18 protein-coding genes and 1 pseudogene are annotated in these 23,098 nt (G+C 71.6%); 13 read left to right on the top strand and 6 right to left on the bottom strand.

Translation table 11 applies throughout. The features are described from left to right. Window positions 1–237: 237 nt before the first annotated feature. The 3 genes from ABZW30_RS19230 to ABZW30_RS19240 all read right to left on the bottom strand — a co-directional run bounded on the left by ABZW30_RS19230 (window position 238) and on the right by ABZW30_RS19240 (window position 4,673). The gene (locus ABZW30_RS19230) at window positions 238–1,965 is read right to left on the bottom strand and encodes an NAD(P)/FAD-dependent oxidoreductase (protein ID WP_355672312.1); all 1,728 of its coding nucleotides are present in this window, start codon (window positions 1,963–1,965) and stop codon (window positions 238–240) included. 23 nt (window positions 1,966–1,988) lie between these two features. Continuing rightward, window positions 1,989–3,785, bottom strand: coding sequence for a non-ribosomal peptide synthetase (locus tag ABZW30_RS19235; protein ID WP_355672313.1), 1,797 nt, complete (start codon window positions 3,783–3,785; stop codon window positions 1,989–1,991). A gap of 132 nt (window positions 3,786–3,917) precedes the next feature. Beyond that, window positions 3,918–4,673, bottom strand: coding sequence for an alpha/beta fold hydrolase (locus ABZW30_RS19240; protein ID WP_355672314.1), 756 nt, complete (start codon window positions 4,671–4,673; stop codon window positions 3,918–3,920). 1,313 nt (window positions 4,674–5,986) lie between these two features. On the opposite strand from ABZW30_RS19240, the gene ABZW30_RS19245 reads away from it, so the two are divergent. After that, a complete protein-coding gene (locus tag ABZW30_RS19245; protein WP_355672315.1) occupies window positions 5,987–6,271 on the top strand; it encodes a hypothetical protein in 285 nt (94 codons plus the stop codon). Window positions 6,272–6,280: 9 nt separating this feature from the next. Here the strand turns inward: ABZW30_RS19245 and ABZW30_RS19250 are convergent, their stop codons facing one another. Together ABZW30_RS19250 and ABZW30_RS19255 are read right to left on the bottom strand one after the other, a co-directional pair. Then, entirely contained in the window at window positions 6,281–6,808 is a 528-nt protein-coding gene (locus ABZW30_RS19250; RefSeq protein ID WP_355672316.1) for a hypothetical protein, read from the bottom strand. Further along, the gene (locus tag ABZW30_RS19255; protein ID WP_355672317.1) at window positions 6,805–7,518 is read right to left on the bottom strand and encodes an MFS transporter; all 714 of its coding nucleotides are present in this window, start codon (window positions 7,516–7,518) and stop codon (window positions 6,805–6,807) included. Before ABZW30_RS19255 ends, ABZW30_RS19250 begins: the two co-directional genes overlap by 4 nt. A 35-nt stretch (window positions 7,519–7,553) precedes the next feature. Here ABZW30_RS19255 and ABZW30_RS19260 point away from each other — a divergent pair. From ABZW30_RS19260 to ABZW30_RS19305, 10 genes and pseudogenes are all read left to right on the top strand, one after another. After that, window positions 7,554–7,793, top strand: a pseudogene (locus ABZW30_RS19260) (ATP-dependent Clp protease proteolytic subunit); the annotation flags it as partial. A 103-nt stretch (window positions 7,794–7,896) separates the two neighbouring features. Continuing rightward, window positions 7,897–8,475 (top strand): TetR/AcrR family transcriptional regulator, encoded by a 579-nt coding sequence (locus ABZW30_RS19265; RefSeq protein ID WP_355672318.1) that lies wholly within the window; start codon window positions 7,897–7,899, stop codon window positions 8,473–8,475. An 83-nt stretch (window positions 8,476–8,558) separates the two neighbouring features. Further along, window positions 8,559–9,779, top strand: coding sequence for an MFS transporter (locus tag ABZW30_RS19270; RefSeq protein ID WP_355672319.1), 1,221 nt, complete (start codon window positions 8,559–8,561; stop codon window positions 9,777–9,779). A 49-nt stretch (window positions 9,780–9,828) separates the two neighbouring features. After that, entirely contained in the window at window positions 9,829–10,776 is a 948-nt protein-coding gene (locus tag ABZW30_RS19275) for an MBL fold metallo-hydrolase (RefSeq protein ID WP_355672320.1), read from the top strand. A 67-nt stretch (window positions 10,777–10,843) separates the two neighbouring features. Then, complete coding sequence (locus ABZW30_RS19280) at window positions 10,844–12,169, top strand: cytochrome P450, cyclodipeptide synthase-associated (RefSeq protein WP_355672321.1); 1,326 nt, start codon at window positions 10,844–10,846, stop codon at window positions 12,167–12,169. A gap of 210 nt (window positions 12,170–12,379) precedes the next feature. Continuing rightward, window positions 12,380–14,380 carry an ATP-binding protein gene (locus ABZW30_RS19285; protein ID WP_355672322.1) on the top strand — a complete coding sequence of 667 codons (2,001 nt, stop codon included), beginning with the start codon at window positions 12,380–12,382 and terminating at the stop codon, window positions 14,378–14,380. 116 nt (window positions 14,381–14,496) lie between these two features. Beyond that, window positions 14,497–15,993 carry an MFS transporter gene (locus tag ABZW30_RS19290; protein ID WP_355672323.1) on the top strand — a complete coding sequence of 499 codons (1,497 nt, stop codon included), beginning with the start codon at window positions 14,497–14,499 and terminating at the stop codon, window positions 15,991–15,993. A gap of 54 nt (window positions 15,994–16,047) precedes the next feature. Continuing rightward, complete coding sequence (locus ABZW30_RS19295) at window positions 16,048–16,488, top strand: SRPBCC family protein (protein ID WP_355672324.1); 441 nt, start codon at window positions 16,048–16,050, stop codon at window positions 16,486–16,488. Window positions 16,489–16,564: 76 nt separating this feature from the next. Further along, the gene (locus tag ABZW30_RS19300) at window positions 16,565–17,929 is read left to right on the top strand and encodes a carotenoid oxygenase family protein (RefSeq protein WP_355672325.1); all 1,365 of its coding nucleotides are present in this window, start codon (window positions 16,565–16,567) and stop codon (window positions 17,927–17,929) included. 86 nt (window positions 17,930–18,015) lie between these two features. After that, on the top strand, window positions 18,016–19,245 hold the full coding sequence (locus ABZW30_RS19305) for an alpha/beta fold hydrolase (protein ID WP_355672326.1): 1,230 nt from the start codon (window positions 18,016–18,018) through the stop codon (window positions 19,243–19,245). 150 nt (window positions 19,246–19,395) lie between these two features. Here the strand turns inward: ABZW30_RS19305 and ABZW30_RS19310 are convergent, their stop codons facing one another. Next, a complete protein-coding gene (locus ABZW30_RS19310; protein ID WP_355672327.1) occupies window positions 19,396–19,878 on the bottom strand; it encodes an inorganic diphosphatase in 483 nt (160 codons plus the stop codon). A 199-nt stretch (window positions 19,879–20,077) separates the two neighbouring features. Between ABZW30_RS19310 and ABZW30_RS19315 the strand changes: the two genes are divergently transcribed. After that, entirely contained in the window at window positions 20,078–22,480 is a 2,403-nt protein-coding gene (locus ABZW30_RS19315; RefSeq protein WP_355672328.1) for a sodium-translocating pyrophosphatase, read from the top strand. A gap of 156 nt (window positions 22,481–22,636) precedes the next feature. Then, window positions 22,637–23,080 (top strand): hypothetical protein, encoded by a 444-nt coding sequence (locus ABZW30_RS19320; protein ID WP_355672329.1) that lies wholly within the window; start codon window positions 22,637–22,639, stop codon window positions 23,078–23,080. Window positions 23,081–23,098: the final 18 nt, after the last annotated feature.

The raw sequence follows: 23,098 nt of genomic DNA on the forward strand, positions 1-23,098 counted from the left end.
CTGTACATCCCGATGGTCTCGGGGGCCATGGTCAGCACGAAGCCGGGGCCGACCTTGGCCTGCAGGGCGTGCAGCGCGTCGCCGAGCGGGCCGGCACCGTGGGGGCCCGGGATCCGGACGACCCGACGACGAACAGGGGGACCGCCCCGGGCGGCTGGGCCACCCAGGGCGATCCCCCTGTCGTGTTCTGTCGTGCTCTACCGCACTACTGCTCCACTGCTCCACCGCGCCACCGGGCTACTGCCCGATGTTCGACGAGTCGCGGTACAGCCGCCGCAGCTCTTCCTCCAGCACCTTGACCTCGTCCAGGCGGGGGTGGCTCTTCGGAGCGAACAGGCCGTCCTTCTCCCAGCGCTCCGGGTCCAGGCTCATGGCCGACACGTTGAGCCAGCCGCGGGAGCGCACGGCCTCCAGCTGCTCGGGCAGCGCGTCCTCCAGGGCCAGGTAGAAGATGACGTGGGCCAGCTCCTCGATGCGGTCGATGCCGTCGCGGACGCTGGTCAGCACCTCGCCGAAGGCGGGCGTGGTGGGGCCGGGCAGGTTCTGGACGAAGAGGCGGGCGAGCGTCGGGAGGTCGTCGTAGTAGTCGATGTAGTCGAACTCGAAGACGCCCCGGTAAGCGGGCGACCAGGCCTTGAACAGGTTCATGATGGCGCCCTGGGTCGCCACCACGTGGGCGCCCAGCGAGCTGAGCGTGGTGCTGGCGGACTCGTCCAGGAAGGTCTTGCCGTAGAACTGCGGGTCGGAGAACGCCCAACCCACGTAGTAGTCCCAGATGGTCTTCAGCGACATGATCATCGGGTTGTGGTGGAAGGGGTAGGAACCCTGGATGTTCAGGGTGAGCCCTTCGGCCAGCGAGAGGAACCAGCGGTTGGCGTACCGGACGAAGCCGTCGTCGAAGGAGCCGGCCTGGTCGCGGCCGATCATCTCGGTCACGAAGCTGTTGGCGTAGCCGATCAGGTTCGACCCCACTGAGTAGTAGGGGTCGGCGAAGACCGCGGCGTCGCCGACGCACGCCCAGCGGTCGTGCGAGAACACCTGCTGCGAGGAGTGGCTGTAGTTCTTCAGGACGCGGAAGTCGAGCACGGGGAGCTCGCGGATGGCGGGTTCGAAGCCGGGGACCCGCTCGGCTACGAAGTCGATCGCCTTCTCTATCCGGTTGTACCCGGTGACCGGGTGGAGCTCGTCGGACACCACGATGCCGACACTCGTGTGGTCGGGCGCCAGCGGGATGGCCCAGACCCAACCGCCCTCGAACATGAAGTGGTTGGTGGAGTGCCAGCGGGGCTCGTGGATGCGGTCGTGCCAGACCGTGTGGTCGGCGGCGACCGCCTGGTCGGTGTCGAGGCGTCCCTCGAGCCGAAACCACACCGAGTTGTGCGGCTTGGGGTAGCGCTTGGTGAGCCCGAGTTTCCGCTGGAGCAGCCGGAGGCGCCCGGTGGCGTCGACGACCCAGCGGCAGGTGACGGTGGTGGACTCCTGCTCGCCCTCCCCGTCGGGCTGGTAGGTCACCCGGTGCGGCGCGTCCTGCTCCCCGAGCTCGATGTCGAGGACGCGGACGCCCTGCTGGAGCTCGGCTCCCGCGTCGGCCACCACCACACGCAGGTGCTCCTCCAGGGAACCCCGGTTGAGCTGGTAGGACTTGGCCGGCAGCCAGCGGTTGACGCCGAACTCGGATTCCTGGTGGAGGCCGGGGCGGTCGCCGTAGAAGTACCGCAGACCCAGCTTCTCCAGGTGGTGCTCCTCCAGGTAGTCGCGCAGACCGATGACCGAGGCGAAGTAGTGCGCGCCGACCTCGACCGTCGACTCGCCGACCTTGAACGCGGACAGCGGGATCGGCGACCGCTCGCGCTCGGCGACGAGGACGCTGAGCGAGGGGTAAGCGTCCCGGAGCTGCTTGGCGAGGCAGAGCCCGGCCAGGCCGCCGCCCGCGATGACCACGTCGTAGTCGACGCCCGTGAACATGGAATCAGTACCGCCTTGCGTGCTCAAGATGTCTCCGCCTTGGTGTTCTGAAGGTTCTCGATGATGCGGGCCAGACTCCGGATGGTCCTTCCGGTGTAGGGGTCGGAGTTGTCCAGCTGGACTCCTAGTCGCTCCTCCACGCCGGACACCAGGTCCATCACGCTGAGGGAGTCGCCGCCGAGTTCGAAGAAGTCGTCGTCCAGGCCGATGCCGAGGGGCGCGAAGATCTTCTGCCAGATCTCGAGCAGGGCGGCCTCGACGGGTGTCGCGGGCTCCGGTGCGGGACCGGCCTGGCCGGTGGCGTCCGCGTACCGGGCCGCCAGGGCCGTCTCGTCGACCTTGCCGTGGCCGGTGAGCGGCACCGCGTCGATCGGGATGATCGCCGACGGGACCATGTACTCCGGCAGTTCGTCCTTCGCCAGCGCGCGCAGCCGGTCGACGTCCGGCGCCGTCGGTCCGACGACGAAGGCGATCAGCCGGGGCGTCTCGGAGTCGGCGTCGTGGCGCAGCAGGACGACGTGGTCGACCGCGTCGTCCTTGGCCAGTACCTCGGCCACGCTGCCGAGTTCGACGCGCCGGCCGCGGATCTTCACCTGGTGGTCCCGGCGCTCGACGAACTCCAGGTCGCCGCCCTCGTGCACCCGGACGACGTCCCCGGTGCGGTAGACGCGCTCGCCGTCGAAGGGGGGCGCGGAGGACACGAAGAACCTCTCCGCGGTCAGCTCGGGGTTGCCCAGGTAACCGCGGGCCAGCCCGGCGCCGGACAGGTACAGCTCACCGGTCCCGCCGGGGGCCACGGCTCGTCCGTCCTCGTCGAGCACGAGCGCCCCGGTGTTGGTGATCGGCTGTCCGATGAGCACCTGCCGGTCCGTCGCGCGCAGCGGGTGGACGGTGGAGCACACCGAATTCTCGGAGGGGCCGTATTCGTTGAGGAGAGCCACCTCCGGAATGCGCCGGAAATGCTCGCGGACCAGGCCCGAGGTGAACCGTTCCCCGGCGACCGTGACGCTGCGCAGGGCCTTGGTTGTCTGCGCGTCGATACCCGGGAGAAGCCGTTGGTAGAGCGCTGGCGTAATGAGGAAATGCGAGACGTTCCGATGCTCCAGCAATTCGACCAGATAATACCGGTCGGTGATCCGCTCCCGGTCCGGCGTAAGGAGCCGGGAACCAGCCGTGAGGGCGCAGAAGATGTCCTCGACGGAGCTGTCGAAGGACGGCCGCGGAATCGCCAGCGTCACGTCGTCCGGACCGAATCCGTAATACGAATTGCGCCAGGTGATCGTGTTGACGATGGAGCGGTGTTCGACGGCGATCCCCTTGGGCGTCCCGGTGGTCCCCGAGGTGTAGATCACGTACGCGAGGTCCGCGGGCGTCGACGCCGGCGCGGGGTCCACGTCCGGGGTGTCCAGGGCGGCGCTCATGACGTCCGTCACGAAGAGCTCACCGCCGAAGAACATCGCACCCGCTGCCGCCGAGGACTCGATCACCATCACCCGGGGGGCCACGTTCTCGACGATCCGGTGCGTCACGGCCGGCGGGTTGTCCGGGTCCAGCGGGACGTAGGCGCCCCCGGCCTTGAGGGTGGCGAGCACCGCGACGATCACGCTCGTCGGATGCCGCACCAGGATGGCCACCCGGTCGTCCGGCCGGACGCCGCAGCCCTCCCTCAGGTGATGCGCCAGCCGGTTGGCCCGGCGATTGAGTTCGCCGTAGCTGATGAATTCACCCTCGTACTCCAGGGCGATATTCTCGGGATCCCGGCGGACACACTCTTCGAAAAGGTGATGCAGGGTCCCCGGATCGTCGGGGCTCGTCGGCATAAATTCCCCCTGTGGTATCATCTGAAATTCGATTTCGGTAGCCTATCCGTTACCGATCGAATGATCAAGGGGGGTTCGGTCCTTCTCCGGAGTTCACTGCGGATGAATCGGGCCGTTATCGGAGTTCGTTTGCTATCGATTGATGGCATGCAGGATCGTGTCGATCGTCGTGGCGGTCAGAGTCTGCGGGAAGAAATGCCCGCCCGGCATCGCGGCGAGGTCGAAGGGCCCGGCGTACAACGTCCGCCACTTCGCCGCCTCGTCGCCCGTCACGACGGGATCCTCGTCTCCGTACAGCACGGTGACCGGCACGGTCAGCGGCGGTCGGCGAAGCGGGGGCCGGAAGGCGGCGTGTGCTCCGAGGTCCGCGCGCAGGGCCGGGAAGAAGCGCTCGCGGAACTCCGGCAGCGCGAGCCCCGCGGGATTCGCGCCCAGTCGCCGCCACAGCTGCTCGATCTCGTCGTCGTTGCCGACGGGCTGCAGCGCCGTCAGCCCCGGAGCGCCGGAGGCGAGCAGGACGAGGTGCGCCGGCGGCCGCCCTTCCTGCGTCAGGCGATGTGTCAACTCGTGGGCCAGGAAGGCGCCGAAGCTGTGGCCGAGGAGGACCAGCGGCTTCGGGAGCGCCAGGATGTCCGGCAGGACATCCGCGACCAGCTCGTCCACCGAACCCAGCGTGGCCTCCCGCCCGCGCTCCTCGCGTCCGGGCGCGACATGGGCGTAGAGGTCGAGCCAGTCGGGGAGTTGGCGTCGCCACGGGGCGAAGGTTGTCGCCCCTCCTCCCGCGTACGGGAAGCAGACCAGGGCAGCGCGACGGGCGTCGCCCGTTCCGGGCGTCGGCGGACCGAAGCGGCGCAGCGGCATGCTGCCGTGGCCGGGGCTGTTCTGCATGTGTACTCCACCCGAAAGGTTCCATGACGGGTACTGCGGTGAAGGATGTCGGGTTCGCGTCATGACATGGCGTGCGCGGGGCTTGGGTCGAGTGGACTTGGGGGATGCCGCGTGCGGCCTGACCGGGAAGCACTGTGGGCTGCTGCGTGGGTCCGCGACTGGGCTGAACTCGCCCCCGCCTCGCGACTTTTCATGTCTATCACAGTTCAGGGATCATGAACCCGACTACTTTGCGTGACTTTCCCTCTGCGGATTGTGGCTTTCCGTGGCCTTAGCGTCACTCCTGGCGAGCAATCAAGGCGCGGGTCGGGTGACGCGGATCACGTGGAGTGGTGCGACATGGACATGCTTCACTGAGGCGAAAGTTCGTGGACCGGGGGAGGTGCTCCACGTGCGGGGCGGGGCCGCGAGTCGTCGGGCGTGGGCTACCGCTCGGCCGCGAGGTCGATGAAGAGGGCGGCGGATCAGCCGAAGCCGGGGGTCGCGCGGGGTGCGCGGATGCCGGTCAAGGGGTTCCAGTACTCGTAGAGGCCGCCGGCGCCGCGCGCCATGGCCAGGGTTCGGTAGCAGAGTTCATCGGCGGTGGTGGGGAAGCCGGAGCGGCGCAGACCCTCGATGAGGAGGTAGTTGATGTTGGCTGGCGCGGACGTCTTCCCCGGCTCCGGGTCGGCCGGGGCCCGCTGCCGCCGATCTGGTCGGTGATCGCGTCGGCGACGCGGTCGGAGAGGGCGTCCCAGTTGCGACTTGAGCGGATCTTGGGCGTGGTGAAGATGAGCTGGTTGTTGTCGACGGCTGAGAGCGTCCAGCGGATCTACATGAAGCGTTTGTCGATGTAGGCGTCGTCCTCGTGGAGGACGAGGGCTTCGCGGCGGCGGCAGCCGGAGCCGATGAGCAGCTCGGTGAAGTTGGTGATGAGGGGGGTCGACACCGTGGGCGTAGCGCAGGAACTCGGCGGCTCGGTCGGCGGTCCACCGGGGGCGTTCGGCGCGTCGGGGCCGCGGGATGACCATGCGGCGGGCGATGTTGCGGCGCGGACGGCTCGGTGTTCATCTCCACCATCTTCGGCCTGGCCGAACCGAAGGTCGGCGCTGCCAGCCAGGCGTTGGTGAACGCGGCGCGGTCTGCACCCTGCTCCACCGGCCCGTCCCCACGACCACGACGCCCTCCGCGCCCGGCTGAAACACGGCCGCCGAGGACGCGCGGCCGTCGAGCTCGCCGGGTTCGGTGGGATCCGCTTCGGGACGGACCCGGAGGAGACCGCCCGGCGGGCGTCGGAACTACTGGCCGTCCCGGCGACGGTCCGTGAGGTCAGCGTGCAGGCCGTCGAAGGCCGTGGCCACGTCGGCTACTGCGAGGTGGTGGTCGGGCGGCGCGGATTCTGGGGTGCCGGCATCGCGGACGAACCCGGCCGTGCGGTCGCGGAGGCGTCCCGGGCCGCGGTCGGCCGGGTGCCGCGGGGACTGCTCGCGCAGGCCGGCCACGGTCGGCAGCTGGACCTCGTCGGCGCGTGGGTCGTCGGCGAGGTGACCGAGGGGTCGGCGGCGCCCCGGCGCCGGCCCGGCTGGATGCCCAGGACCGTACCGGCGCGGACGAGTTGACGATTTCCGTCAGTCGGTGCGGCGCGGCAGGAGGAACGCGACCGGCGCGGCCGCCAGCAGCAGGGCGGCGGCGGTCAGTATGACCGGGCGGGCGGCGAGGACCTCGGCGAGCGAACCGGCCAGCAGGTAACCGGCCGCGTCGCCCAGGGCGTTGGCGGAGGCCATCCAGGTGAACGCCTCGGTGCGCCCGCCGGCCGGGACGCTGCCGCCGAGGATAGTGGCGCCCATGGTGGCCGCCGGGGCGATGGCCAGGCCGGCGACGAACATCAGCGGCACCAGCCCGGCGAAGCCGGAGGCCAGGGAGACGCCGGCGAACCCGATGCCGCCGAGCGCCATGAGCAGGCCGTACTGGGTCCGCAGCGACCAGGACCAGGAAGCGGCGCCGTAGCCGAGGTCGCCCACGACGCTGCCGAGGGCCCAGGCGGTCAGCAGCACGCCCGTCCCGGCGGGGCTGTCCAGTTCGACCGCGCGGGCGGCGGCGCCGACCTCGACCATGCCGATGGCGAGCATCTGCGGCAGGGCGGTGGCACTGATCATCCAGACCGTACGGTTGGACCGCAGCGAGGTGCGCGGCTCGCCGGCCGCCGGCCGCGGTCGGCGGCGCACGGGCGGGAGCTGAGAAAGAGGAAGGTGCCGGCCGGGGTGAACACGGCGCCGGCGAGGAGGGCGAACTCCGGCGCGGCCCAGGCGATGGCGGCGCCGACCAAGGCGGGGCCGGCCACGAAGGTGACCTCGGTGCTGATCGCGTCGAGGCTGTAGGCCGTCGCGCGGGTCTCGGCCCGGGCGAAGGTCTCCGCCACGAGGGCGCGCAGGGTCGAGGAGATCGGCGGCTGCGCGGCGCCGGCCAGCAGCGCCCCGGCCCACACCCCGGCGACCTGCCCGTACACGGCGGCGGTCACCAGCAGCACCACTCCCAGCGGCCCCAGCACGGCGCAGACCGTGAGCACGGCTCCGTGCCGGTCGATCAGCCGGCCGAGCGCCGGGCTGGAGACCGCCGAGGCGAGGCCGAAGCCGGACACCACGGCGCCGGCGACGGCGAAGCTGTCCAGCCGCCGCTGGAGCAGGAGCAGCAGCGCCATCGCGTACATGCCCTGGGCCAGCCGGGCCACGAAGGCGCCGATCATCGCCCGGCGGACGCGCGGCTCGGCCAAGACGGCGGTGAAGTGCCGCAGTCCGTGCGACGGCCGGGAGTCGGCCGTGGGGGCTTCGGTCGGATGCGACGTCTCGCGGGTGCTGCCGGCGCTCACTGGGCGGCCTCCGGGAATCCGTAGCAGATGAGGCGCACCGGCCGGCGTTCGGCGGATCGGCGAGCGAGATCAGGATTCAGGCCGAGCACCTGATGCGCACCAAGCAGCGGCTGATCGACATCACGGCCGAGCGCACCGGCCGCTCGGTCGAGGACATCAGGAGGGACTCCGACCGCGACAGGTGGTTCTCCGCCGAAGAGGCGGTGGCCTACGGGCTCGCCGACCGGGTGGAAGGCTCTGTCGGCATTCCGGGGACGGCCGTGACCGCGGGGTAGCGGTAGCCGACCGCCCGGGGTCGGCGGCGTAGGGCGCCACGGCCGCCAGTGACGTCCCGAGTCGACACCACCAGACGCGACTTCTTCGCATTAAGCTGTGCGTATGAGTGCCCGAGCGACCACACGCCCCGGCGGGCGCAGCGCCCGCGTCCAGCAGTCCGTGCACCAGGCCGTCCGGGATCTCGAGGCGGAACTGGGGCGGGACGCGCTCACCGTGCCCCTGATCGCCGCCCGCGCGGGAGTCACGCCGTCCACCGTCTACCGGCGCTGGGGGGACCTGCGGGAACTGTTGTCCGACGTGGCCGTCGAGCGGTTGCGCCCCGACGCCCCGCCGGCCGACCACGGCAGCCTGCGGGCGGACCTGGAGGCGTGGACGGTGCAGTTCGCCGAGGAGATGTCCTCGACGGCCGGCCGCACGTACATCCGCGACGCCCTGCTGGGCGACCCCGAGCACGGCAACGCGGCCCGGTGCTCCGACTATGCCGCCGAGCAGTTGAAGGCCATCGGCGTGCGCGCGGCCGGGCGCGGGGAGGCCGTGCCCGACGTGGAGACCCTGCTGGACGTCGTCGTCGCCCCCCTGATGTACCGGATCCTGTTCCGCCCCTCGGACCTGTCCGCGGCCTACGCCGGCCATCTGGTGGCGGCGGTGCTCGGCCGCGCCACACCCCCTCTCGCCACCTAAAAGCTAAATATTTGCGTTCCGGGACGACGCGGGCCTAGAGTGCTTAATGCAAAGCATTCGCCTTAAGGCTCAGAGGTGCTTCCATGACCAGCGTCACAGCCCTGCCGTCCCGTCCCCGCCACCTGCCCGTGCTGAGCCACCACGGTGCCTTCCGGCTCCACGCCTCGGTCCTGGTCGGCCTGCTGGCCGCCTCCAGCGCGCCGACCCCGCTCTACGCGCTCTACCAGGCCGCATGGCACTTCTCGGCCATGACGCTGACCGTCGTGTTCAGTGCCTACGCGCTCGCCCTGCTGGCGGCACTGCTGACCGCGGGCACGCTCTCGGACCACCTGGGCCGGCGCCCGGTCCTCGCCGGGGCGCTGCTGGCGGAAGGCGTCGCGATGGCCGTCTTCGCCACCGCCCAGGGGGTGCCGGCGCTGATCGCCGCCCGGATCCTGCAGGGCCTGGCCACCGGCGTGGCCACCAGCGCCGCCGGAGCCGCCCTGCTCGACTTCGAGGACCCCGACCGTCCGGGCCGGGCGACGGCCGCCAACGGCATCACCCCCGTGGCCGGCATGGCGGTCGGCGTGCTGGCCGCCACCGCCCTCGTGCAGTACGCCCCCGCCCCCACCCGCACCGTCTACCTGCTGCTGCTCCTGCTCTTCACCGCGCAGGCCGCCGCAGTCCTGCACACCCCCGAGACCGCCCGCCCCCACCCCGGCGCCTGGCGCTCACTGCGCCCCGCGATCACCGTCGCCCCCGCCTCCCGGCCGGCCATGGCGCTCGCCGCGCCCGGCGTCGTCGCCGCCTGGGCACTGGGCGGCTTCTACTCCTCCCTCGGCCCCTCGCTCGCCCGGCTCATCGCCCCGCACGCCGCCCGCGCAACCGGCGGCCTGGTCTTCTTCACCCTGACGGCCGCGGCCGGCCTCGCCGGCCACACCGCCCGGGCGCTGCCCGCCCGCACCGTGAGCCTCGCCGGCAGCGCGCTCCTGATCCCGGGGGCCCTGCTGACCCTGGGCGGCCTGCACCTGCACAGCCTGCCCGCGCTGTTCGTCGGTACCGCCCTGGCGGGCGCGGGCTTCGGTGCCGTCGCCCAGGGCGCCCTGCGCCTGCTGCTGCCCCCGGCCGCCCCGGACGAACGCGCCGGCACGCTCGCCGCCTACTACGTCCTCAGCTACCTGGCCATGAGCGTCCCCGCCGTCCTCGCCGGCCTGCTGACCAACCTGTACGGTCTGCGGACCGCCGTCTCGCTCTACGCCGTGACGGTCATCCTGCTGACCCTGATCGGCCTCACCCGCGCCGTGCGGCAGCCGCGCACCGCCTGACCGAGTCCTGCCTTCCCGCAACGCCCCGCCCGCCCGAAAGGACCCACCGATGAGCACCGCCACGCCCCGTCAGGCCACCTCCTTCGCAAGCACGGGATGGAGCCTCGGCGACATCGCCGTACGGCGCGTCGACGAGATCGAACTGCCGCGGCAGACCGGACCCTGGTTGCTGCCGGACGCCACCAAGGAGGTGCTGGACGAGGCGTCGTGGCTGCGCCCCGACTTCGCCGACGCCGACGTCCCCCGTCTGGCGAGCCACAGCTTCGCGGTGGAGGTCGGCGGGCTGCGGATCGTCGTCGACACCGGCATCGGCAACGCCAAGCCACGCGCCAACCCGGCCTGGAACGGTCTCGACACCGACTTCCTGGAGCGCCTGGCGGCGGCCGGCTTCCCGCCCCAGTCCGTGGACCTGGTGATCACCACGCACCTGCACACCGACCACGTCGGCTGGAACACGCGCCTCGTCGGCGACGACTGGGTCCCCACCTTCCCCAACGCCCGCTACCTCACCAGCCGCACCGAATGGGACCACTGGGCCGCCACCGACCTGGACGAGGCCCGCCGCCAGATGTTCCGCGACTCCGTCACCCCCGTCCGCGACGCCGGACAGTACGACCTCGTGGACGTGCCCGAGCAGGGGCGCGAGGTGGCGCCGGGCGTCTTCCTGGTCCCTGCCCCGGGCCACACCCCGGGGCAGGTCGCCGTGGAACTGCGCGGCAGCGACCGCCGGGCGCTGATCACCGGCGACAGCATCCACCACCCCGTGCAGCTGTCCCACCCGCACGTGAACAGCTGCGTCGACATCGACGCCACCCAGGCGGTCCGCACCCGCGGCCGGCTGCTCGACGCCCTGGCGGACACCGACGCGTTGCTCCTGGGCACCCACTTCCCGCAGCCGACGGGTGGCACGGTTCGGAGGGAGGACGGGCGGTACCGGCTGGTCGCCGAGCCGGGGAGGGGGATCCCGGCCGTCGGGATCTCGGCCGCCGGGGTCTGATCGTCGAGGTCTGACCGCCGGCATCCCATCGCCCCCGCTGTTCCGGTTTCCCGCTGAGAGGCCCGCCATGCCCGTGCCCGACCCGCGCTTCAGCATCCTGTCCGAGGACTTCGCCGCCGATCCCTACCGGTACTTCGCCCGGCTGAGAGACCGGTCACCGGTGCACTACGAGCCTGCGATCGACAGCTACTTCCTCTCCCGCTACCAGGACGTGCAGCGGGTGCTGACCGACCATGAGGCGTTCACCACCGAGACGCTGCAGGAGCGCGCCGAGCCGGTGATGCGCGGGCCGGTCCTCGCGCAGATGACCGGGGCCGAGCACACCGCCAAGCGAAAGATCGTCGTCCGGGGCTTCACCGGGCCGGCCCTGCAGGAGCAGATACGCGCGATCCACGCCAACGCCGCCGAGCTCGTCGCGCCGTTCCTTCCCCGGGGACGGATGGACCTCGTCAACGACTTCGGCAAGCCCTTCGCCGTCCGCGTGACGCTCGACGTCCTCGGGCTGGACCGGGAGGACTGGCAGCAGGTCGCCGCCTGGCTCGGCGGGGTCGGCGAGTTCATCACCGGCATCGTCCTCACCCCCGAACGACGTCGGCACTGCCTGGACTGCGCCGAGCAGTTGGAGGCCTACCTCGTCCCCGTCATCGAACAGCGGCGCCGCCACCCCGGCGAGGACCTGATATCGAAGCTGGGCACGGCCGAGTTCGACGGCATCGCCATGAGCACCCGCGACGTCACCGCGCTGGTCGTCAACGTTCTGGTCGCCGCCGTCGAGCCCGCCGACAAGACCCTCGCCCTGCTCTTCAAGCATCTGATCGACCACCCCGAGCAGCTGGCACAGGTCCGCCAGGACCCGACCCTGCTGCCCGCCGCGATCGCCGAGACGCTGCGGTACACCCCGCCCGTCCAGCTCATCCCGCGACAGGTGGAGGAGGACGCCGAGTTCGCCGGCACCGTCGTCCCGGCGGGCGCCACCGTCTTCTGCATGATCGGCGCGGCCAACCGCGACCCGGACGTCTTCACCGCCCCGGACACCTTCGACCTCCACCGCCCGGACCTGGGCACCGCCCGCTCCTTCACCGCCGCCGCCCAGCACCTCGCCTTCGGCACCGGCCTGCACCAGTGCGTCGGCGCGGCCTTCGCCCGGGCCGAGATCGAGACCGTGGCCGCGCTGTTGCTGCCGTTGCTCGACCGGGTCCGGTACAGCCCCGGGTTCGCCTACCGGGAGACGGGGCTGTACACCCGCGGGCCCGCCTCCCTGGCGCTGGACTTCAGCCCGTCGACGCCGTCCTCCGCGCCGACGCCGTTCACCCCGTCGGTGCCGTTCACCCCCTCGACATCGACGAATTCCGCCGCCGACGCAACCCGTCGGCACGTCCGGCGCGTTGTCTAGGTTCGCCACCGACGTGCTGGACACGCCACCACCGCGACGAACCCGTGGCGCGGTCCGGACCGGACCGGTCGGAGCAGGGCGGGCGCCGGCGCGTACAGCGCGGGCAAGACCGCCGCCACGCGTGCCTCGTGCCGGTGCCGGTCACCACGGGGCCTGGAGCGGACTTCCGGACGGCGTCGTCCGGTACCGGGATGGGAGGGGGATACCGCCATGGTGTCCGTCGGTGAGAGGCTGAGCAGCGCGCGAGTACAGGCGTTCATCGGCCGGGACGAGGAACTCGGGCGCTTCGCGGAGGCGCTGGCCGGAGATCCGCAGGCGCCGTTCGCGTTCTACCTGTTCGGGCCGGGCGGTATCGGGAAGTCGACGCTGCTGCGGCACCTGGCGGACCACGCTCGTGCGGCGGGCCGACCGCTCGTCGAGCTCGACGGCCGTTTCGTCAGCCGGGACCCGGCCGCCTTCGAGCGTGCGGCCGGTCCTTTCCTGGACGTTGCCGGCACGGTGCTGTTCGTGGACTCCTTCGAGCACTGCCAGTGGCTGGAGAGCTGGCTGTGGCACCACTTCCTGCCTCGCGCCGCGGACGATGCCCTGGTCGTCCTGGGCGGTCGGCTCGCGCCGCAGCCGCAGTGGACCGCCGACCCCGCCTGGGCCGGGCTCCTGCACGTGACCGAACTGGAGCCGTTCTCCGAGGAGCAGGCCCGGAGCCTGCTGACCACGGCGCAGATCCGGCCCGAACTGCGGGAACGGGTACTCCGCTTCGCCGGAGGCAATCCACTGGCCCTGTCCCTCGCGGCGGCAGCGGGTTCGACGGGATGGAGCAGGGAGGAGGTCTGGGCGCCGTCGGCGGACGTCCTGCGAACCCTGCTGACAGGGTTGATCGGAGAGGTGCCGTCGGCGGCCCACCGCCGTGCCCTGGAGGTGGCGGCCCAGGCCTATGCGACCTCCGAGGAACTGCTCGCCGCGGTGCTGCCCGAGGAGGACACCCACCTGCTCTTCGCCTGGCTGAGGGACCTGCCCTTCATGGAGTCCACTCCCCGGGGGCTCCACCCGCACGACGCCGCACGCGAGACGCTGGCCGCCGACCTGCGCTGGCGGGCTCCCAGTGCCTTCGTGACGATACGCCAGCGGTTGGCGGAGGAGTACCTGCGCCTGTTGCGCGAGGCACCCGAGGAGCGGGTCTGGACCGTCACCGACGAACTCTTCTACCTCTTCCGAGAGGGGGAGATCGTGGCGCGGCTGCGCACATGGTCCCGTGAGGACGAGGTGCACGACCGTCCGCTGCACCCGGACGACCTCGACGTCATGCTGCGCATGGCCGTGGAGACCGAGGGCCCGGCTTCCGCGGACCTGGTCCGCTACTGGGCGCAGCGCCAGCCGCAGGCCTTCAGCGTCTACCGTCTGGTGAGCACGGGCCGGATCGTGGCGTTCACGGCCCGACTCGCTCTGCCGGCCCCTGCCGACCCCCTGGACCTGGCCACCGATCCCGTCGTCGCGGCCGCTTGGGCACACACCGACGCCACCGCGCCGGTCAGCCCGGGTGAGCACATCGGCATAAGCCGCTTCTCGATCTACCCCGAGCGGTACCAGGTCCCCTCGCGCGTCATCGACCTGAGCAGTTCCCGCGCCCAGGCGGAATCCGCCCGAGCGCGCGGTCGCGCATACGGCTTCGCCGTCTGGCGGGACGCCGATGCGTGGTCCGCGCGCGTCAAGGGCAGCCTTGCCGACACCGGTGCGCGACCACGGGTCGGCGAGCACACGTACGGGCTGTTCGGCGTCGACTGGCGCGAGGTGCCCGTCGAGACCTGGCTTCGCCACTTCATAGCGGCCACCGATGTGCCGGCCCCGTCCGGGCCGTCGGGCTTCTCGCGCACCGCGTTCGACCAGGCCGTCCGCGAAGCCCTGCCGCACTGGCGCGACCCGGCCGCCTTCGCCGTCTGCGCCCTGACCCGCACCCGCCTGGCGGCGGACTTCACCGACCCCGTTGCGGAGCTGCGTGCCCTGCTGCGCCAGAGCGTCGACGACCTCGCCCGTGACCCGCGCGGTGTGCGCGCCCGGGAGGCCCTGACGGCGGGCTACTTCTCCGGCGCGCCCACCCAGGAGGCCGCCGCCCGCCGCCTCGGCCTTCCGTACGGCACCTACCGGCGCCACCTGCGCCAGGGCCTGGACCTGCTCTGCGAAGCCCTGTGGCAACGGGAGCTGCACGGCCCCCGATAGGAACGGCAGGCGCACGCCTTCGGCGGGAGCGGGTGGACAGGTGCGGACAGGAGTGGACATCGGCGGCTCCTGCCGGGCCTGGATAGTGGACACCGCCGCACACGAGGCTGTGCGCCATGAACCCCCACCCCACACAGCCGGGGCAGACGCCGTCAGCCCCTCGGCGGGCGGCCGTGCTCTCGGTGCTCGCCGCAGCCCAGTTCACCGTCATGCTCGCCACCTCGATCGTGAATGTCGCGCTGCCGCAGATCCGCGCCGGGGTCGGCCTGTCGGACAGCGGCACCACCTGGGTGGTCAACGCCTACGGCCTGGCGTTCGGAGCGCTGCTCCTGGCGGGCGGACGGGCGGGCGACCTGCTCGGTCGCCGCCGGGTGCTGATCGCCGGCCTCGCGCTGTTCGCGGCTGCCTCGCTGGCAGCGGGACTGGCCGCCTCCTCCGTCGTGCTGATCACGGCCCGCGTGGTTCAGGGCCTGGGCGCCGCCGCCATCGCCCCGGCCGCGCTCGCCCTGGCCATGGACCTGTTCCCGCCCGGCTCCGGGCGAGGCCGGGCACTGGGGGTGTGGGGCGCGGTCTCCGGTGCGGGAGGAGCGGGCGGCGTCCTGCTGGGCGGCGGGCTCACCCAGGCATGGGGCTGGCCATGGGTCTTCCACTCCGTCGCGCTCGCGGCGGCGCTGGTCCTGGTCGCCGTGGCGGCCCTCGTCCCACGGACGGCCGGCCGTAAGGCCGGGCGGTTCGACCTGGTGGGCACCGCCACCGTCACCCTCGCCCTGACCTGCCTGGTCTGGGGGCTGACCACCGCACGCGGCGCCGGCTGGACGGACGGCGGGGTGCTGGGCGCCCTCGGTGCCGCCGCCACGCTGCTCGCGGCCTTCGCCGTGATCGAGCTCCGCCGGCCGAACGCGCTGGTGCCGCCGAGACTGTTCACCACCGGCCGGGTGGCTGTGGGCAACCTGCTGATGGCCCTGCTGGGGTCCGTGTGGATCGCGCTGTTCTTCTTCCTGCCGCTCTATCAGCAACAGGTCCTCGGATCCAGTCCCCTGGCCACCGGAGCGGGCCAACTCCCGCTCGCCGCGGCCAACATGCTCGGCTCCGCCCTCGCCCCACGGGTCTCCCGGCGGATCGGCGCCGCCGCGACCGTGACCACGGCCCTGCTCGCCGAGGCCGCGGGCCTGCTGTGGCTGTCACGGATCAGCGCCGACGGGAGCTACCTCACCGACGTCGCGGGTCCGAGCGTCCTGGTCGGCCTTGGCCTGAGCATCGCCTTCGTCCAGCTCACCGCATTCGCCGTGGACGGCGTCCCGCCGCAGGACGCGGGCCTGGCCGGCGGACTGGTGAACACCACCCGCCAGGTCGGCGGTGCGATCGGCCTCGCCGCCCTGGCGACCCTCGCCGGCTCCGTCACCGCCCACGCGTCCACGCACGAGCCGCACCTGGAGGCCCTCACCGCCGGCTACCGGGCCGCCTTCACGGTCTCGGCCGCCGTCCTGGCCGCAACGGCCCTCCTCGCGGTGATCCTCACCCGCTGCACCGGCCCGCGGACCGCAGCCGGCTCCACGCGCCCGGCCGCCGATCCGCGAACCCCACGCATCTCCCGACTCTCCCGAACCCGCTGACCCGATGGATCAGCCACACCACCGACACGTGCCATCAAGAGAGGAAACACAGCTGTGATCACCATCGACGAGACCGCCCCCGTCATCGTCCGCCTGAGCACCGTGATCGACGCCCCGCTCACGACGGTGTGGGAACTGCACACCGACATCGCGGCCTGGCCCACCTGGAACACGGACGTCGACCAGGCCGAGCTCAACGGCCCGCTGGCGCCCGGCAACTCCTTCAGCTGGCGGACCCACGGCCTGGACATCACCTCCACCGTCCGCGAACTGGTCCCCGGCGAGCGGATCGTCTGGGGCGGCCCCGCGAACGGCATCGAAGGCATCCACGTCTGGACGTTCGAGCGGAACGGCGACCAGGTCACCGCCCGCACCGAGGAGTCCTGGAGCGGCGCCCCGGTCGAGGCCGCGGCCGACGACCTCGGCAAGGCCCTCCACGACTCCCTGCAGACCTGGCTCTCCCGCCTCAAGGCCCGGGCCGAGCAGACCACCTGACGAAGCAGCACGACATCCGACCGGGCGTCACCGATCGCCCGCCCAAGCGGCACACCTACCGAAAGAGGCCTCCGCCATGACCACCGACAAGCCCTACCTGACCGGCCACTACACCCCCGTCGCCGACGAGGTCACCGCCACCGAACTCACCGTCGAGGGCACCCTGCCCCCGGAGCTGACCGGCCGGCTGCTCCGCAACAGCCACAACCCCAGGCCCGGCGTCACCCCCACCCACTGGTTCAAGGGCAGCGGTATGGTCCACGGCATCCGCCTGCGTGACGGCCGGGCGGAGTGGTACCGCAACCGCTGGGTGCACACCCCCGCCCTGGACGGCGCCCCCTACATGACCGACAAGGGCCCGGACCTGACCGCCAGCGTCGCCGGCACCCACATCATCGAGCACGGCGGCCGGCTGCTCGCGCTGTGCGAGGCGAACCTGCCCTTCGAGCTCACCCCCGAGCTGGAGACGGTCGGCGCCTTCGACTTCGACGGAAAGCTGCGCGGCGCGATGACCGCGCACCCCAAGGAGGACCCGGTGACGGGCGAACTCCACTTCTTCGGGTCCTCGCCCTTCCCGCCCTTCCTGATGTACTACGTCGCCGACGCCAAGGGCGAGATCGTCCACAGCGCGGAGATCCCGGGAGCGACCGCCTCGCTCAAGCACGACTTCGCGATCACCCGCCGCCACGTGGTCTTCATCGAGGGCAACGTCACCTTCGACCCGAACGAGCACTCCGGCATCCCCTACGGCTGGAGCGACCAGCAGCCCGCCCGCATCGGTGTCATGCCGCGCGGGGAGGACGGCGCTCGGCACATCCGCTGGTTCTCCATCGAGCCGGGCAACATGCTGCACGTCTCCAACGCCTACGAGGACGGCCAGGGCCGCATCGTCCTGGAGGGCCCCACCGTGGACCGTGCGGGCTTCCAGCTCTCCTGGAACTGGTGGGTCGGCGCCCCCGGGCGCGGCACCGAGCCCAACGCCCGCTCCTACACCCGCCGCTGGGTGATCGACACAGCCGCCGGCAGCGTCGACGAGCAGATCATCGACGACCTCGCGGTGGAGTTCCCGACCCTCAACGAGGAGTACCTGGGCGCCGAGAACCGCTACCAGTACGCCATCTCCTTCCCCGACGAGAAGGGCTACGGCGGCTACGGGGTGGTCAAGTACGACCGCACCACCGGCGCTCGCCGCATCCACCAGGTCGGCGACGCCCGGATGCCCAGCGAAGCCGTCTTCGTCCCCGCCGCGGCAGCCACCCACGAGGACGACGGCTACCTGCTCACCGTGATCTCCGACCTCAAGCAGGACGCCTCGCAACTGCTGGTCCTCGACGCCTCCGGCCTCAACCGGGTCGCCATCGTCCACCTGCCCCGACGGGTGACCGCCGGAATCCACGGCTCCTGGATCCCCGAGACCGCCCTCGACGGGAACCAGGACTGACCACCACCGCCCACCCCGGGGGACCGGCGCGGCCCGTCCCCCGGGGTGCCGAACATCTCGAAGACCTTCCGTTCCAAGGAGTGACCATGAAGCCTCTGCTGTTCCCGAACGACGCCCAGTTCTGGTACGAGACCCTGCGGTCGTTCGGCCACATCGCCTACGGTGGGGCCGACTTCGGCGAGGTCGTCTCGACGGGCCTGCGGATCGTGGAGGGCGACTACGACAGCTGGCACGACGAGTGGCTGGCCACCGCCGACCGGGTCTCCGACGAAGCCCGGCGGGCCCTGGAAACGGGCCACCCGGTCAGCGCCCGGGACGGGTTCCTGCGGGCGTCGAACTACTACCGGTCGGCGGAGTTCTTCCTGCACGGCAACCCGTGCGACCCCCGCCACGACCACGCCTACGACCGCAGCGTGGAGTGCTTCCACGCGGCGGCGGCGCTGTTCACCCCGCGGATCGAGCCGGTCCGCATCCCCTACGAGGGCGGCACGCTCCCCGGCTACCTCTACCGCGCCGACACCACCGGGACACCGCGACCGACCCTGATCATGCACAACGGCTTCGACGGCACCGCGGAGGAGATGCACTACTTCGGCGCCATGGCGGGCGTGGAGCGCGGCTACACCGTCCTCGTCTTCGACGGACCGGGGCAGCCCGGGCCGCTGCACCACGACGGACTGGTCTTCCGGCCCGACTGGGAGAACGTCGTGGGCCCCGTCCTCGACTTCGCCCTGACCCTGCCGGAGGTCGACGGCGACCGCATCGCGCTGCTCGGCAACAGCATGGGCGGACTGCTCGCCCCCAGGGCGGCCGCGTTCGACCACCGGCTGGCCGCCGTGATCGCCCTCGACGGCGTCTACGACCTCGGCCAGGCGGTCACCACCATCGTGCCCGGCGACCGCGCCGAGGCCGAACGGCGGCTGCGCGCGGCCTCGGACCTCGAACTCGACGCCCGGCTCGACCACTTGATCGCCACCGACCCGGTGATGCGGTGGGCGCTGAACCACGGCATGTACGTGATGGGGGCCGACACCCCCCGCGCCTTCGGTGCCGCCTACCTCGACTACCACCTCCGCGACGGCATCGCCGAGAAGATCGAGTGCCCGGCCCTGATCTGTGAGGCCGCCGAGGACCTGTTCTTCGCCGGACAGGCCCGGCAGCTCTACGACCGCCTCACCTGCCCCAAGACCCTGCTCGAGTTCACCGCGGAAGACGGCGCCGACGCGCACTGCCAGGCGGGAGCCCAGCGACTCGCCCTCGCCCGGATCTACGACTGGCTGGACGACACGCTCCACCACCAGCCCGCGGCCAGGTAGGAACGTGCCGCCGCGGGGTTCGGCATGCTCCGGGCCCGCGCGGGCCGGCCCTGACGGCTGCGCCCGCGTGGGCGCAGCCGCTGCCGGGGGTGGAGGCTCGACGTGTCGATCACCGCCCGGATCGGATGGTTGCCTGCTGCGATCGCAGGTCTACTGAGCGGCGGCCCTGGAGCGTGAGGTCTCGATCTCGGCGTAGGCGTCGGCCTTGTTCGCCCAGTGGGAGCCTTCGACGGACTTTCCGGGTTCGAGGTCCTTGTAGACCTCGAAGAAGTGGGTGATCTCCTGCAGGTCGTGCTGGGGCATGTCGTCGATGTCCTGCAGGCGGGCGAAGCGGGGGTCGTGGGCGGGCACACAGAGGATCTTCTCGTCCGGCCCCTTCTCATCGGTCATGACGAACATGCCGATGGCGCGGCAGGTGATGCCGCATCCCGGAAAGGTGGGCTCGTCGACGAGGATGAGGGCGTCGAGGGGGTCGCCGTCTCCGCCGAGGGTGTCCTCGATGAACCCGTAGTCGGCCGGATAGCGGGTGGCCGTGAACAGCATCCGGTCCAGGCGGATCCGTCCGGTGGCATGGTCCATCTCGTACTTGTTGCGTGACCCCTGCGGGATCTCGACGATCACCTCGAAGTCCATGCCGCTCTCCTTCGCGATCCGTGGCGTCCGACGGCGTCGGCAGCACCATCTTCGAGGGGATCAGTCGCCGTCGCATGCCGGGTACGCGATTGCCCTAACCCCCGTGGAGACCTCCAGTCCCCGGGGTTAGCCTCGGTCTGAAGCTCCCGGCGGCCGATTCGCGCGCCTGGCGCCCAGGCACGACGTCAAGGAGGACGGAATGGCTGGGATCTTTCATGCGGGCGCATCCGTCGCGGCCGCGCCCGTGTTGACCGGGTCGGGCCGAACGCTGCTGGTGATCGTCGCGGTGATCGGGGCAGGAGCCCTGGTGGTGGCCTGGGCGTTCGTACGCCAGGTCCTGGCCGCGGACGAGGGCACCGAGACGATGCGGCGGATCGCCGGGGCGATTCAGGAGGGTGCGAACGCCTATCTGAGGCGTCAGTTCCGCACCCTGGGCGTCTTCGCCGGGGTGGTGCCCTTCGTGCTGTTGCTGCTGCCGGCGGACAACTGGGGGCAGCGGATCGGGCGTTCGGTGTTCTTTCTGGTCGGGGCGGCCTTCTCGGCGACGACGGGGTACGTCGGGATGCAGCTCGCGGTGCGCAGCAACGTCCGGGTGGCGGCGGCGGCCCGGGCGGGGACGGCGCCGGTGCCGGACGTCGAGTCCCGGGATGGGCCGACGGCGGCATCGATCGTGCGAGGGGTGTCGCACCGGGCGATGCGGATCGCCTTCCGTACCGGCGGGGTGGTGGGGATGTTCACCGTGGGGCTGGGCCTCATGGGGGCGGCGACGGTGGTGCTGATCTACCAGGCGAACGCGCCGAAGGTGCTGGAGGGGTTCGGCTTCGGTGCGGCGTTGCTGGCGATGTTCATGCGGGTGGGCGGTGGGATCTTCACCAAGGCCGCGGACGTGGGCGCGGACCTGGTGGGCAAGGTCGAGCAGGGGATCCCCGAGGACGATCCCCGCAACGCGGCGACGATCGCCGACAACGTGGGTGACAACGTGGGCGACTGCGCGGGGATGGCGGCCGACCTGTTCGAGTCCTACGCCGTGACCCTGGTCGCCGCGCTGATTCTGGGCAGAGCCGCCTTCGGTGACAACGGACTGACCTTCCCTCTGGTGGTGCCCGCCATCGGGGTGATCACAGCGGTCCTCGGCATCGAGACGGTCTCCCCGCGGCCCACGGACCGCAGCGGGATGACCGCCGTCAACCGCGGCTTCTTCGTCTCCGCCGTGGTGTCCCTCGTTCTGGTGGCCGGCGCGGTCTTCGCCTTCCTGCCGGCCCGCTTCTCCGGACTGCACGGGGTGCCTGCCGAGATCACCCGGCACGCGGGCAGCCCGCGGGCGTTCGCCCTGGCCGCGGTGGCCATCGGGATCGTGCTGGCCGCCGTCATCCAGCAACTGACCGGCTACTTCACCGAGACCACCCGCCGCCCGGTACGGGACGTGGGCAAGACCTCGCTGACCGGGCCGGCCACCGTGGTGCTCTCCGGTGTCGCGCTCGGCCTGGAATCGGCTGTGTACTCCGCCGTGGCCATCGGAGCCGCCGTCTACGGCGCCTTCCTGCTCGGCGGCGGCTCGCTGATCCTGTCCCTGTTCGCGGTCGCGCTGGCCGGGACCGGACTACTGACCACCGTCGGTGTGATCGTCGCGATGGACACCTTCGGCCCGGTCTCCGACAACGCCCAGGGCATCGCGGAGATGTCCGGAGACATCACCGGCGCCGGTGCCCGGGTGCTCACCGAACTGGACGCCGTCGGCAACACCACCAAGGCGATCACCAAGGGCATCGCCATCGCCACGGCGGTGCTCGCCGCCACCGCGCTGTTCGGCTCCTACACCGACACCATCACGACCGCCGAGGCGCAGATCGGCCCGGCCGCCCACGGTTCGAGCCTGAGCCTGGCCATCGACCAGCCCGACAACCTGGTCGGCCTGCTGGCCGGCGCCGCTGTCGTCTTCCTCTTCTCCGGTCTGGCGATCAACGCCGTCTCGCGCTCCGCCGGCGCGGTCGTCTTCGAGGTCCGGCGCCAGTTCCGGACCAGGCCCGGCATCATGGACGGCACCGAACGGCCCGAGTACGGCCGGGTGGTGGACATCTGCACCCGCGACGCGCTGCGCGAACTGGTCACCCCGGGCCTGCTCGCCGTGCTGACCCCGATCGCCCTCGGCTTCCTGCTCGGCGTCGGCCCGCTGGGCTCCTACCTGGCCGGAGCGATCGGCGCGGGCACCCTGATGGCCGTCTTCCTGGCCACCTCGGGCGGCGCCTGGGACAACGCCAAGAAGCTGGTCGAGGACGGTCACCACGGCGGCAAGGGCAGCCCCGCGCACGCGGCCACCGTCATCGGCGACACGGTGGGCGATCCCTTCAAGGACACCGCCGGACCGGCCATCAACCCGCTTCTGAAGGTGATGAACCTGGTCTCCCTCCTGGTGGCGCCCGCGATCGTCGAACTCAGCTTCGGCTCGCATGCCGACCCGGGCCTCCGGCTGGCCATCGCCCTGCTGGCCCTGGCCGTCGTCGTCCTCGCCGTGTGGGTCTCCAAGCGCCGGGGCATCACCGTCGGCACCGACGAGACGCCCACCGGGACCCGCGCGCCGGAGGAGCCCGCGCCCGTCCGGTGACCGGTCGCCGGCCGACGTGCGCGCCCGGCGGCGCCGGTACGGGTACGCCGCGCCCCGCGCGTGGTGTGGGCCTAGGCTGGTCGGTAGGAGCCACTCAGCGGAAGTCCCCGTCGCCCATCAACCGGGGGACGGGTGTGACCGCACTGGAGGTGTCCCATGGGGTCTCCTGCTTCCTCACCGACCGGTGCGAGCGAGAAGCCCGCAGTGCGCCACTGCTGTCCGAGCGGCACGGTGACCTTCGCCGGTGTGCTGGTGTTCATCCTGGCGCTCTTCAACGGCCTGAACGGCGTCGCCGCGATCAACCGGTCGCACGTCTTCATCGCCGGCGCCCACATCGTCGTGGGCGATCTGCGGGCCTGGGGCTGGACTCTGCTGGTGCTCGGGATCCTGCTGGCCCTGATCGCGGCCGGCATCCTGGCCGGCAGCCAGCTGGCGCGCTGGGCCGGCGTGGCCGTGCTGTCGCTCAACGCCTTCTCGCACATGTGGGTGGTGGCCAGCTACCCGCTCTGGTCGGTGCTGATCATCGTGCTGGACATCCTGGCGATCTACGCGCTCTGTGTGCACTGGGGCGACCACGGGCACGAGGGGGCGACGCGGTAGCTTCCCAGGACGGCCTGC

Source organism: Kitasatospora sp. NPDC004669 (genome assembly GCF_040609455.1).
Lineage (GTDB): Bacteria > Actinomycetota > Actinomycetes > Streptomycetales > Streptomycetaceae > Kitasatospora.

What these genes read in the sequence shown, in the direction of transcription:
- ABZW30_RS19230 (WP_355672312.1), bottom strand. Translation starts at nt 1,965, where the DNA reads ATGTTCACGGGCGTCGACTACGACGTGGTCATCGCGGGCGGCGGCCTG.
- ABZW30_RS19235 (WP_355672313.1), bottom strand. Translation starts at nt 3,785, where the DNA reads ATGCCGACGAGCCCCGACGATCCGGGGACCCTGCATCACCTTTTCGAA.
- ABZW30_RS19240 (WP_355672314.1), bottom strand. Translation starts at nt 4,673, where the DNA reads ATGCAGAACAGCCCCGGCCACGGCAGCATGCCGCTGCGCCGCTTCGGT.
- ABZW30_RS19250 (WP_355672316.1), bottom strand. Translation starts at nt 6,808, where the DNA reads ATGATCAGTGCCACCGCCCTGCCGCAGATGCTCGCCATCGGCATGGTC.
- ABZW30_RS19265 (WP_355672318.1), top strand. Translation starts at nt 7,897, where the DNA reads ATGAGTGCCCGAGCGACCACACGCCCCGGCGGGCGCAGCGCCCGCGTC.
- ABZW30_RS19270 (WP_355672319.1), top strand. Translation starts at nt 8,559, where the DNA reads ATGACCAGCGTCACAGCCCTGCCGTCCCGTCCCCGCCACCTGCCCGTG.
- ABZW30_RS19275 (WP_355672320.1), top strand. Translation starts at nt 9,829, where the DNA reads ATGAGCACCGCCACGCCCCGTCAGGCCACCTCCTTCGCAAGCACGGGA.
- ABZW30_RS19280 (WP_355672321.1), top strand. Translation starts at nt 10,844, where the DNA reads ATGCCCGTGCCCGACCCGCGCTTCAGCATCCTGTCCGAGGACTTCGCC.
- ABZW30_RS19285 (WP_355672322.1), top strand. Translation starts at nt 12,380, where the DNA reads ATGGTGTCCGTCGGTGAGAGGCTGAGCAGCGCGCGAGTACAGGCGTTC.
- ABZW30_RS19290 (WP_355672323.1), top strand. Translation starts at nt 14,497, where the DNA reads ATGAACCCCCACCCCACACAGCCGGGGCAGACGCCGTCAGCCCCTCGG.
- ABZW30_RS19300 (WP_355672325.1), top strand. Translation starts at nt 16,565, where the DNA reads ATGACCACCGACAAGCCCTACCTGACCGGCCACTACACCCCCGTCGCC.
- ABZW30_RS19305 (WP_355672326.1), top strand. Translation starts at nt 18,016, where the DNA reads ATGAAGCCTCTGCTGTTCCCGAACGACGCCCAGTTCTGGTACGAGACC.
- ABZW30_RS19310 (WP_355672327.1), bottom strand. Translation starts at nt 19,878, where the DNA reads ATGGACTTCGAGGTGATCGTCGAGATCCCGCAGGGGTCACGCAACAAG.
- ABZW30_RS19315 (WP_355672328.1), top strand. Translation starts at nt 20,078, where the DNA reads ATGGCTGGGATCTTTCATGCGGGCGCATCCGTCGCGGCCGCGCCCGTG.
- ABZW30_RS19320 (WP_355672329.1), top strand. Translation starts at nt 22,637, where the DNA reads ATGGGGTCTCCTGCTTCCTCACCGACCGGTGCGAGCGAGAAGCCCGCA.